Origin of the sequence: Gardnerella sp. 30-4, from assembly GCF_001641215.1 — a bacterium.
Taxonomy (GTDB): domain Bacteria; phylum Actinomycetota; class Actinomycetes; order Actinomycetales; family Bifidobacteriaceae; genus Bifidobacterium; species Bifidobacterium leopoldii.
Genome location: NZ_LXJL01000021.1, coordinates 1 through 12,236, shown reverse-complemented (window position 1 = coordinate 12,236; position 12,236 = coordinate 1). Strand labels below are relative to the sequence as shown.

Sequence of the window (12,236 nt, the reverse complement as noted above, 5' to 3'; positions counted from 1 at the left end):
ATATAAAATCTAAAAACAGAGGATGCAAATATGGCATGCACAACAATTCTTGTTGGTAGAAAAGCAAGTTACGACGGATCCACGCTTATTGCGCGTAACGAAGACTCAGCAAATGGCGAGTTTAATCCGAAGCGTTTAGTGGTAGTAAAGCCGGAAGATCAACCTCGCGTTTATAAGTCTGTTCTTAGCCACGTAACAGTCGAGTTGCCGGATAATCCAATGCAATACACAAGCGTGCCAAATGCAGACTTGCGCGAAGGAATTTGGGGAGAAGCTGGCGTTAACGAAGCAAATGTTGCAATGAGCGCAACTGAAACGCTTACGTCCAACGAGCGCGTGTTAGGCGCAGATCCAATGGTTGAACTTCAAAAAGAACAAGGCAAAGTTGGAGATGCTGACTACAAGCCGGAAGTGCCGGGTGGAATTGGCGAAGAAGATTTCTTAACGCTTGTTTTGCCTTATATTCGTAGCGCTCGCGAAGGCGTTGAGCGTTTGGGTGCATTGCTTGAAAAGTACGGCACTTATGAGATGAATGGCGTTGCATTTTCGGATGTGAACGAGATTTGGTGGTTTGAAACTGTCGGTGGTCATCATTGGATTGCTAAGCGTGTGCCGGATGAAGCTTATGTTGTTATGCCAAACCAGCTCGGAATTGACGAGTTTGATTTAGATGATGCTTTTGATCTTCAAGAAGAGCATATGTGCTCGGCTGATTTGCTTGAGTTTATTGAAGAAAATCACTTGGATTTGTCGGTGGAAAACGCTTCTCCGTTTAACCCTCGTGATGCTTTTGGCTCTCATTCGGATGCTGACCACGTGTACAACACTCCTCGCGCATGGTTCATGGAGCGCTTCTTGAATCCGTATGACGAAGTGTGGGATGGTAAAGACGCTGATCATCGTCCGGACAGCAACGATATTCCTTGGGCTCGCCAGCCTGAGCGTAAAGTGACGGTTGAGGATATTAAGTACGTTTTAAGCTCTCACTATCAGGGCACTGAGTATGATCCTTACGGCAATCTTGGAGATGAGCATACTCGTCATATGTTGCGTCCAATCGGAATTAATCGCCAAAGCGAGCTTGCTGTAATGCAAATCCGCCCTTACATGCCGGAAGCAATGCGTGCAATTCAGTGGATTACTTACGGTTCTAATCCTTTCAATTCTTTGATTCCGTTCTATCCAAACGTAAATCGCACTCCAAAGTATTTGGAAGATACGACTACTCGCGTAACAAGCGAAAACTTCTATTGGGAGAATCGCATTATTGCTGCTCTTGCGGATGCCGCATTTAACGACACTGCAAACGCGATTGAGCGCTACCAAGAAGTTGTCGGTTCCCTTGGTCACGCAATGGTCAAGTCTACGGATGCTGCCGTGGCAGATCTTCTTGGCGTTGATTTGGCTGATTACGAGCCAGAACGTGAAGGTGATGAAGGCGAAGATTACGATGATTTAGTTCGCGATCCTGAAGCTATTATTGCCGAGCTTCGCAACGACAAAGTGCGCGAGGCTTTGGCTGAAGCAAATGACGATATGGCAGCAAAGCTGAAGAAAGAAACCGATTCTTTGCTTGACACGGTGCTGTACATCACTAGCATGCGTATGAAGAATGGTTTTAATCGTTCTGATCACTAAATTTAAATTTATAGGCGAAATACGGTATTTTTGAGCGAGATCATGGAAAGTCATCAACAATTTAAACAATACGATAAAACCAAATCACCAAAATCAGAAAAAACGCAAAAAATCAGTGGCGAACAATACTTTTCTGCAACACCATCATCTTGCGATGAGCGAAGAACGTTACATGTAACTTTGAGAAATCATGAAACTGTTATACAAGTCTCAAACGGAGTATTCAGCGCTTCTAAGCTTGATCTAGGCACGTCTGTGCTACTAAAACATGCTCCAAAACCACCAGAAAATGGCAAATTCCTTGATATTGGATGCGGATGGGGTCCTATAAGCATTGCAATGGGCTTAGAATCTCCAGAAGCTGAAATTGTAGCTGTAGATGTAAATGAGCGAGCGCTAGAGCTTACTGAACTAAACGCAAAAAACGCTGGCTTAAAGCATATTCGCACTTCTTTAGTAGATGACGCTTTAAAAGAAAATAATACTTTGGAATTTAATAATTTTGATCTCATATGGTCCAATCCACCAATTCGCGTTGGAAAAGAAATGTTGCACGACATTTTGATGACTTGGATTCCGCGTTTAAAAGTGGGAGGAGCAGCTTACTTAGTTGTGCAAAAAAATCTTGGCTCAGACTCACTTATTCCTTGGCTTGCTGAAAATCTTGGCGAAAACTACAACGTTGAAAAATATGCAAGCTCTAAAGGATACCGAATTATAGAAGTACTAAAAAGTAAGCACTAAAGAAGTACCAAAAAAGTAAAAAATTTACGAAAAGAAATATACACTATGAAATTCGACTACCCTGTTGAGCTTCCTATTTGCGCAGCACACGACGAAATAATAGAAGCAATTAAGTCTTCACAAGTCGTGATTGTTTCCGGACAGACTGGCTCCGGTAAAACTACGCAAATCCCAAAAATGGCGCTTGAGCTTGGAAGAGGCGGAAGAGGTAAGCAAATCGTACACACTCAGCCTCGCCGTTTAGCTGCACGCACTGTTGCTGAGCGAATCGCAAGCGAAATGGAAGTAAAACTGGGTGAAGAAATCGGCTACCAAGTGCGATTTACCGACGAAAGTTCACCTAAAACGAAGCTTCGAATTGTTACTGACGGTATTTTACTTGCGCAAATTCAGCGAGATCCTCTTCTTACTAAATACGACACGATTATTATTGACGAAGCTCACGAACGCAGTCTTAACATTGACTTTTTGCTAGGGTATTTAACAACTTTACTTCCGCAAAGACGCGATTTGAAGCTGATTATTACTTCGGCAACAATAGATTCTGCAAAATTCCGTGAACATTTCGAACAAGCTTTACACATAAAAGTTCCTGTTATTGAAGTTTCTGGACGCACGTACCCTGTGAGAGTGCTTTATGAGCCGCTTGGCTCCGCGCCTTCACTTATGCGACATGTCCCCGGCTTTGCAGACATAACAATGGATGAGGAAACTGTTGCAGAAAGCCAATCTAACGAAAGCAATCGAGACGATATTACAGATGAAGATATGACATCTGCAGTAACTCGCGCATGCGCTCAATTAGTTATTCATTCAAGCCACGAGCAAGGCGCGCGCGACATTATGGTTTTCGCTTCCGGCGAGCGCGATATTAGAGAGTTTGAAGCAGGATTACGCTCATATTTTGGCACTCGAGCAAGTGATATGAAACGAGCGGATGCTATTGAAATAGTGCCGCTTTTTGCGCGTCTTTCTGCAAAAGATCAGCATCGCGTATTTGAACATCACTCTCATCAACGCATTGTTATTGCTACGAACGTTGCTGAAACTTCGCTTACTGTTCCTGGGATTCGATACGTTGTCGATCCTGGTTTTGCGAGAATTAGCAGATATTCTAAGTCTGCAAAAGTGCAAAGGCTTCCTATAGAGCCGATTTCTCAAGCGAGCGCAGATCAGCGTTCTGGACGATGCGGACGAATCGCGGACGGAATTGCTATTAGACTTTACTCGCGCGAAGATTACGAAACTCGACCTCGTTTTACCGATCCTGAGATTCTGCGCACTTCGCTTGGAGCAGTAGTATTACACATGCTTTCAGTAGGCGTTGCTAAAACTGGCGAAGATATTACGAATTTCGGTTTTATTGACCCTCCTGATATGAAAGCAGTAAGCGACGGCTTTAATGAGCTTAACGAGCTTGGCGCAATAAGCAGAAAATCAGGTTTCATTACTTTAACTCATATTGGACGCGAGCTTTCGAAATTGCCTATTGACATTCGTTTAGGACGCATGATTGTTGAAGCAGCTCGTAAAACCACTCCGAATACTCTTGCTGCTGTGCTGGTAATTGTTGCGTTTTTGAGTTTGCAAGATCCTCGCGAGCGCCCTGAAGAACAGCGTGAAGAAGCAGATAAACTTCATAATCGTTATGCGGATGAAACAAGCGATTTCTTAACTGCTTTAAATATTTGGGATTATATTTTCCAAGCAGACGGAAATATGAGCAATAATGCTCTTCGCAAACTTTGTAAAGCGGAATTCTTCCACTTTTTGCGTTTAAAACAGTGGAAAGATTTAGTTAATCAACTTCAAGACTTGTGTAAAGAATTACATTATAAAGTTGGCGAGCCTATTCCATCTAAAAGAGTATCTTTGGAAATTCGTCAACTTCCTAATAATCAGCAGGCTGCTCACAGCTTGTGCTGCTCTTGGGATTCGCAAGGAATACACTCGTCGATGCTTGCAGGATTGCTTTCTATGTTGGGAATGCAAGTAGTGCGTGAACCGAAAGCTTCAGATTTTGCTAATTTGCATGGATCAGCAAAAATTCGCGCTATGAAACGCGCTCAAAAAATGGCTAAAAACGACTATCAAGGCGCGCGCGGAGGAAGATTCGCAATATTCCCAGCTTCATCTGTTTCTAAAACAACTCCTTCATGGGTTATGTGTACGCAATTAGTTGAAACATCTAGACTTTGGGCAAGATATTGCGCGCAAATCGATCCTGCTTGGGCTGAGCCTCTTGCTAAAAATCTTACCAGAATCACGTATTCTGACGCTCATTGGAGCGCTTCTAAAGGTGCTGCTGTAGCAAAATCTAAGGTATTACTATACGGATTGCCTATTGTTCAAGATCGCACAGTTCAATGGGCTAGAGTTAATCCTTACGAAGCTCGAATGATTATGATTCGTCAAGGCTTAGTTGAAGCAGATGTGCAACAGCGTTTTGCACACGATGAGTTTATTTTAAATAATCACAATGTGCTTGAAGATGCAGATAATCAAGCAAATCGCACTCGCCAAATAAGCGAAACTGTAAACGACGAAGATTTATTTACTTTTTACGACACTCGCATTCCTCAAGAAGCAACTACTATTGCAGCTCTTGCAAAATGGTGGAAAGATAACCGCGAAGAAGATCCGCACAAGTTAGACTTTAATCCCGATGAAGTTGAACGTTTACAAACTACGCAAAGCACTGATTTAGCTGATTATCCTGACCATTGGAATACAGTTGGTACAGACGGTCAGATTATAAGGTTGCGTTTAAGTTATGTGTATGATCCGGCTAATCCTTTGGATGGCGTAACGGTGCATGTGCCGCTTTACGTACTTTCGCGTTTAACTCCTGAAGAATTTACTTGGAATGTTCCAGGTTTGCTTGATGAGCTTATTATTGGCATGATTAAATCTTTGCCTAAAGCTCTACGAGTACAGTTTGTTCCAGCTCCTGACACTGCTCAAAAAATTCGCGCTTGGATTGACGAACATTACGACGAGCTTCCTGGGATTGAAGAAGCGGAAAGCAATATAAAAAGCGAATGGCAAGATTTTAGAGAAGTTTTCACTAAAGCTGCAATTTGTGTAGTTGGAGCGCAAATACATCCTGAAGTTTTCGACGACGAGCAAATAAGCAGACTTTCGCCATACTTGCGCATGACGTTTAGTGTTGAAGAGAGAAAAGCTAACGAAAGTCGCAATAAACTTGCAGGTCGCAACAAGTACTCTAATCGCGTAAAACCTACTATTCTTGGAACAGACAAATCATTAATTGCATTGCAACAGCGTTTTGCGAAAGAAGCACAAGAATCTGCACGAGAAGTTGTAAATATCAAAGCAAATAAAGCAGCACAAGCTGGTCATGTAATTGAACGAGCAGATTTATTACACAAATCTGGTGCTACAAACCTTTCACGCGCACAAATGGTTTGGCAAAGCGCATTGAATATGCTGCATTTAGACAATAAGCGTATTACTTCTCGCTGGCTTGGTTCTGAAGCTTTAATGCTCGCAGCTGCACCTTATTCAACTTCTAATGCTTTAGCAGAAGACTTGCAAATGGCTGCAGTAAAACGACTAATTGCGAACACGGATAATATTACTGACGACAATTTATTACGCGAAACTGTTGCAAACGTATCTGAAGTATATGAGGACACTGTTTATGCTGTTGCACACGATGTGATCGCAATATTGAAGCGTCAAGCAGAATCAAGTAAAGCTGTTTCCGGCAAGGCTGATTTACCGTTGCTTTCAGTGTTGCAATCAATCCGAGAACACACTGCAAGTCTTGTATACGAAGGATTTATTGCCAAAACTCCATCTGATTCTCTACCTCGTATTGAACGCTACTTGCATGCAGACGTGATTCGTCTTACTAAAGCTAAAGCAGATAAAAACCGTGACGTACGTTGGGCTTGGCAAGCAGATGAAGCACATAAGCTTGTAATAAAAACTCAAGAAGACACTCAGAAAATCCCAGCGGGACCCGCTCATGACGAGTCGCAAATAATCGCTGAGAAATTACGTTGGATGTGCGAAGAATTCTATGTGTCTCTTTGGGCGCAAGAATTGGGAACTGCATATCCGATTAGCATACAACGCATGCGAAAGATGATTGACGGAAGGTGAAAACTGTTTCGCATATATGCATATATTTTTCTTAGCGCTTGCAATGTTGTAAACAATATTGCTCATAACGTTGCAAACAAACTTTATTTGCACAGTTGCTAAGTTATTGCCAATTATAATTCTATTGCTTTTGCTTTCACTATTATTTTTGGTCTTGTTCTTGATCTTCGTCTACTTCGATTGCATTGCTTTCTTTAGTGATAAAGTTTCTGAATGTAAATACGATAATTCCTAATAATGCAACAGCAGCACACATAAGAGATATGTTTGCAAATCCAGACGAAATACCAGAAGCACCGGTTATAGAATCCCCACTCAACATGTTTTTATCTAATATTCCGTCAAAAATTACTACACCAACAGACGCAGAAACACTAATAGCTAAATCATTCATTCCGCACCCTCTGCCAGATTCTTCAACTGGAAGAGATGAAAGAATTGTTGAGGCCAGTGGAGAATACACCATTCCACAACCTGCATAATAAATGCATGCACACAAAGCTATAGCCAAGAATCCAGAATTTATTAATACTGCAATACCAATCCATCCGCAAAGTATAAACAATATTGCTAATAATAAACCTGTTTTTCTTCCTATACGACTAATTATTAAGCCTGAGCATGAACCGAATATTGCAGCAACAATAAAAGCCCAAACTAAATAAGAAGCTACTTGTGAAGTAGTCATATTATACAAAGTTTTTCCAACTCTATTGAACAGTGGACTTATGCAATAATTCGTGAAGTATATTATGCCCATCAAAATTATGCCAGAAAGCCAACGAATATTCTTAAAGAAAGCTGGCGTAACGAACGGCTCTTTAGCTTTACTAATGTAAATACCAAAAATTATAAACAATATAATTGCTGAAATAAGCATCAACAAGTTTCTGTATGAAATGAACAATGTAAGAGATGCAACAGCAAATCCAAAGACTGTAAAACCAACAACATCAATTTTTTTACCATTGCCGTTTTTTGTTGGTAAATAATGCAATAATGCCGGCAATATTAGAATAGTTAATGCTGGAATTAAGAATAAATATTGCCAAGCAATAGAGCTTAACAATCCTGCTGAAAACACTCCAATACATGCAGAAAGCTGGTACGATGCTGTAAATAATCCGAAGAAGATAACTTTCAAATCATTTCGCAAATATTTTGTTGCAATTACTAAGAATGATGAACCTGCTACTTGTTCACCAGTTGTTTGCATAATACGAGCAGCAATAACTGTCCACAAATTTGGCTCAAAACAAGAATTAGCTACAAATCCAAAAACTGAGCCTATAAACAAAGACGTTAATCCAATGGTTACTAGCTTTTTTAATGACACAAAGTCGCCTAAAGAACCGTAAATAAAGCATACGATTCCTAAAATAATGCCAGGTAAACCTGTTATAAGAGGCGCTTGATCAACAGCTTTCACATCTATACCAACTTGTTTATAAACAAGGTTGAAACCTTGCAAGCACAACGTGCTAATAATAAATGTAATAAGCAGTAGTATTAACGCACGAACAGCAACCTTATTGCGCATTTCTGGGTCATCATAAGGATCCATAGAAGAACAATCAATTCGTTTAGTTCCAATCATCATTATCTTACTCTCCTGCCACATCCTAATAATTCCAACATTTGTGCAGAAAACTACTGCAAATAAATCAATCTGCCCTAACAATCTAAAGTTAATCGCAACAAATTCTTCGCGCGTAGCTACTCAATCGGATAATTCTACAGTTTGATAGTTACAATCAACAATAAAATTGGGAACAATTTTAAAAAATAATCACAATAATAAAATGATTCGCATATCACTTATAATGTAATAAGCTAAGTAGGAGGAAACATGGTGCAGAGAAGAAAGAAACATGATTCTATTCATGTCAACCTAAATAGTGAACATAATAGTGGTGCTCATCACAATAAAAACAACAGTTCTTTAAAGCATAAGTTTTACTCCAATAAAATTTTACGAAACATTATTATTGCTGTCATAGGCATTGCTATTATCATTCCTGTTGTTCAGTGGATACGTTGGGAACAGACTGTTTCTGATCTTCGCAACAAACAAGAACAACTTGTGTCACGCTTTGATTTTAATCCAGGCAATATTATTTCTGATTCTCAATTTTTTGACGATAACGCAATGAGTAAAGATGAAGTACGCAATTTTATACGCAAAAAAGGAGCAAAATGCACTGGTAAAAATTGCTTAAAAAATGCGTACTTTAATACTCACACTATTCCTGCCGATTCACTATGTTCAAAGTATCAAGGTGTAAGCAAAGAATCTTCTGCAGACATAATATACAAATCAGCAAAAGCATGTCATATCAGTCAACAAGTATTACTTACAATGCTGCAAAAAGAACAACATCTTGTAACAGACACTGATCCTAGCGATTTCCAATACAAATCAGCTATGGGATTAGATTGTCCAGATGATTCTCATTGCAACCCACGTTTTGCAGGATTCTTTAAACAAGTAATTGGTTCCGCAAGAAGATATAGATATTATCTTCTTCATAACGATCAATATAACTACCACCCTAACACGATTAACACAATTCAATATTCGCCAAATAAATCATGCGGATCTAGCAATGTTTATATCGAAAATAAGGCTACTGCATTGCTTTATATCTATACTCCTTATCAGCCAAATATAGAATCGTTAAAAGCTGGATACGGCGAAGGAAATTCGTGCTCAGCATATGGAAATCGCAATTTTTCATTGATTTACTCTGCATGGTTCGGAGATCCTCGCAAATAATATTCGTTAGATCAACATAGAAATACAATTTTGGTGTATAAGCGTCGAGATATACTTAAATGCCTAATTTTTGGCACAATTGGTTGCGGTATTTTACGAAGAATGGATGCGTATGTCTACCTATTCCTCACAACTTGGTGAAGAACAACAAGCTGTTGACCGAGCTTATAGCCGTCTAGACGATTTGCGTAATACTATTCGCGCACGCTTAGACGCTGTGCGCGCGTCAGGTTCGCACGGTTCACCAACACAGCGCACAGAGCGCGACTCATTCGCAACCATGTACGAAGATCGTCTTACACAATTACGAGCTGTTGAGGATCGTCTTGTTTTTGGAAGGCTTGATAACACAGAAGGCATTAGGCGATACATTGGTCGCATTGGTTTGCTTAGCGAAAACCATGATCCTATTCTTACAGATTGGCGCGCTGAAGCTGCACGACCTTTTTATGAGGCAACCCCTTCGCATCATGGCGATATTGTTATGCGTCGTCATATTACACTCCGTTTTAGAGACGTTATTGGTGTTGAAGATGAAGTACTTGACATACATTCTGATGAAATAGGAAAAGCTTCACAACAAGGTACTCTTACTGGCGAAGGAGCACTGCTCGCATCTTTAGGTTCTCGCAGAACCGGCAAAATGACTGATATTGTTGCCACTATTCAAGCAGAACAAGATCGAATTATTCGCGCTCCTCTTGATCACACTATTGTTGTACAGGGAGGTCCTGGCACAGGAAAAACAGCTGTTGCTTTGCACAGAGCAGCCTATTTGTTGTACACTCACAGGCGCAAACTTGAGCGTTCAGGAGTTCTTATTGTTGGTCCAAGTTCGGCATTCTTGCGTTATATTGATCAAGTACTCCCTTCTCTTGGTGAAACAGGTGTAGTAAGTAGAACTATTTCCGACTTAATTCCTGGAATTTGTGCTACAGCTGAAGATTCTCCATACGCAGCAAAATTAAAAGGAATGTATCGTATGCGAACAGTTATTGCGAATGCAATTGCCGCTCGTATTCGCGTTCCTAAAAATCTTCCAACAATTCATGTTGGAGGATTTAGTATTCCTCTTCTAAAAGAAGATATTGAGATAGCTCAATCAGATGCTCAACGGACTCACCAGCCGCATAACCAGGCGCGAAATACTTTTATAAAAACTGTGCTCAGCATATTGAAAAATCGTTATTTGGAAAAGCTTGATTATGTTCCAGATCAAGTTGAATTAAACGATATAACTTCTCAACTTCGTCTTGACGATAAACTGCGCATTACTTTAAATCTTGCATGGTTACCTATGACTGGAGAATGGCTTATTGACCAACTTTTTGCTAAACCTGACAAATTACGCACATACGCACCTTGGTTAAGCAACGAAGATATCAACTCACTTACTAGACCAAAAGGCAGCCCGCTTACTCGTTCTGATATTCCATTACTTGATGAAGCTATGGAATTGCTTGGTCCTGATCCAAAACTTGACGCTCAAAGATCTGCAGCACAAGCAAAAAAACTTGAAGAACAGCAATTTGCAGCTGACACTCTAGCACAAGCTGGTATTGGAAATGGCATAGTAACCGCCGATATGCTTCTTGATAATCTGCAAGGCGACGATGCAGGAATGCTTGCCCGTAAAGCAGCTTCTGACCGCGAGTGGACATATGGTCACGTAGTTGTCGATGAAGCTCAAGAGCTCACAGCAATGGATTGGAGAATGCTTATTCGTCGTTGTCCTTCACGCTCCTTTACTATTGTTGGCGATGTTGCACAGACTTCTGCGCTCGGAGGAACTCACAGATGGCAGAAGAATATGAATTCTCTATTTGGAGAACCAAATTGGGATCTTTACGAGTTAACAATTAATTATCGAAATCCTAGTGAAGTTTCTGAAGCAGCAAGCAAGGTTGCAACAGATTCAGGATTATACATTTCTACTGTTCATGCAGTTCGCTCAGTACCTGATTCACTTGTATCACAAACGGTTGAATCACAAGATGAACTCGATACTGCACTTGCAGAATCTTGTACAAAACTATTCGAAAAATTTGTCTCTGATGATGGTAGTGGTCGTATTGCAATCATTACTCCTAACAGCATGGTTAGCCATGCTAAAAAGGTTGTAAACCAAGCATTAGAACATGCATTACCTGAAAAATTATGGAATCAGTTAAACAAACAAAATGCCGATGATTGCCAATGCAGCGTTTGCACAGCTGAGGAAGTAAAAGGTCTTGAATATGACGCTGTCATAGTGTTGCAACCTTCTCAAATTGAACAGGAAGCAGCATCTAGACTAGCTGCTGCAGCCAATCTATATGTTGCAATGACTAGACCAACTCAAAAATTGCATATAATACGCACTAAAGATGACGCAAATTTTGAGAAATAGAACTCAAAATAATGCAAAAGCGCAGGGAATAGATATTCTGTAACAATAATCGATAAAATTATTATTCTTCTGTTTTACTGCGCTTCAAATCTTCAATGGCATGTTCAAAATCTTCAAGACCCGTGAAGTTTTGGTACACACTTGCAAAACGAAGATATGCAACTTCATCTAATTCACGCAATGGCTTAAGAATAGCTTTGCCAACTTCTTCAGATGTAACTTGCGCTAAACCTCGTGCTCGCAAATCAGCTTCTACTCGCATACCAATCGTCTTTAATGCCTCAGCATTAATAGGGCGTCCTTGACATGCTTTGCTAACACCGGCAACAACTTTTGCTCGATCAAAAGGTTCAATAGAGCCTGAACGCTTCATTACAAGCAACTGAGTTGTTTCTACTGTAGTAAATCGATTACCACAAACTTGGCATTCACGTCTACGGCGAATAGAGTAACCATCTTCGCTGATACGAGTATCTATAACTTTCGTATCAGAATTTTTACAAAAAGGACAATGCATATATTCAGCATACTAAAAAATAGCGAAAAACTACATAATAT

Annotated in this window: 6 protein-coding genes and 1 pseudogene; 5 read left to right on the top strand and 2 right to left on the bottom strand. The window is 40.3% G+C overall.

The annotated features are described in order from the left end of the window. The first annotated feature begins 30 nt into the window (after window positions 1-30). From A5294_RS02000 to hrpA, 3 genes and pseudogenes are all read left to right on the top strand, one after another. Window positions 31-1,638 carry a C69 family dipeptidase gene (locus tag A5294_RS02000; protein ID WP_064340312.1) on the top strand — a complete coding sequence of 536 codons (1,608 nt, stop codon included), beginning with the start codon at window positions 31-33 and terminating at the stop codon, window positions 1,636-1,638. 42 nt (window positions 1,639-1,680) lie between these two features. Then, window positions 1,681-2,382 carry a class I SAM-dependent methyltransferase gene (locus tag A5294_RS01995; RefSeq protein ID WP_004107129.1) on the top strand — a complete coding sequence of 234 codons (702 nt, stop codon included), beginning with the start codon at window positions 1,681-1,683 and terminating at the stop codon, window positions 2,380-2,382. A gap of 18 nt (window positions 2,383-2,400) precedes the next feature. Then, window positions 2,401-6,513 (top strand): annotated as a pseudogene (gene hrpA, locus A5294_RS01990) (ATP-dependent RNA helicase HrpA); the annotation flags it as partial. A 142-nt stretch (window positions 6,514-6,655) separates the two neighbouring features. On the opposite strand, the gene A5294_RS01985 reads toward hrpA, so the two are convergent. Next, a complete protein-coding gene (locus tag A5294_RS01985; RefSeq protein ID WP_004107137.1) occupies window positions 6,656-8,113 on the bottom strand; it encodes an MFS transporter in 1,458 nt (485 codons plus the stop codon). 249 nt (window positions 8,114-8,362) lie between these two features. Between A5294_RS01985 and A5294_RS01980 the strand changes: the two genes are divergently transcribed. After that, complete coding sequence (locus tag A5294_RS01980; protein WP_004119897.1) at window positions 8,363-9,289, top strand: hypothetical protein; 927 nt, start codon at window positions 8,363-8,365, stop codon at window positions 9,287-9,289. A gap of 112 nt (window positions 9,290-9,401) precedes the next feature. Beyond that, window positions 9,402-11,678, top strand: coding sequence for an AAA family ATPase (locus tag A5294_RS01975; RefSeq protein WP_004119900.1), 2,277 nt, complete (start codon window positions 9,402-9,404; stop codon window positions 11,676-11,678). A 61-nt stretch (window positions 11,679-11,739) separates the two neighbouring features. On the opposite strand, the gene nrdR is transcribed toward A5294_RS01975, so the two are convergent. Continuing rightward, window positions 11,740-12,195, bottom strand: a complete 456-nt coding sequence (nrdR, locus tag A5294_RS01970) for a transcriptional regulator NrdR (protein WP_004119918.1) — start codon at window positions 12,193-12,195, stop codon at window positions 11,740-11,742. Window positions 12,196-12,236 lie beyond the last annotated feature (41 nt).

Bases quoted from the DNA above. Each gene is read 5' to 3' on its own strand.
- A5294_RS01985 (WP_004107137.1), bottom strand. From the start codon at position 8,113: ATGATGATTGGAACTAAACGAATTGATTGTTCTTCTATGGATCCTTAT.
- A5294_RS02000 (WP_064340312.1), top strand. From the start codon at position 31: ATGGCATGCACAACAATTCTTGTTGGTAGAAAAGCAAGTTACGACGGA.
- A5294_RS01975 (WP_004119900.1), top strand. From the start codon at position 9,402: ATGTCTACCTATTCCTCACAACTTGGTGAAGAACAACAAGCTGTTGAC.
- nrdR (WP_004119918.1), bottom strand. From the start codon at position 12,195: ATGCATTGTCCTTTTTGTAAAAATTCTGATACGAAAGTTATAGATACT.
- A5294_RS01980 (WP_004119897.1), top strand. From the start codon at position 8,363: ATGGTGCAGAGAAGAAAGAAACATGATTCTATTCATGTCAACCTAAAT.
- A5294_RS01995 (WP_004107129.1), top strand. From the start codon at position 1,681: ATGGAAAGTCATCAACAATTTAAACAATACGATAAAACCAAATCACCA.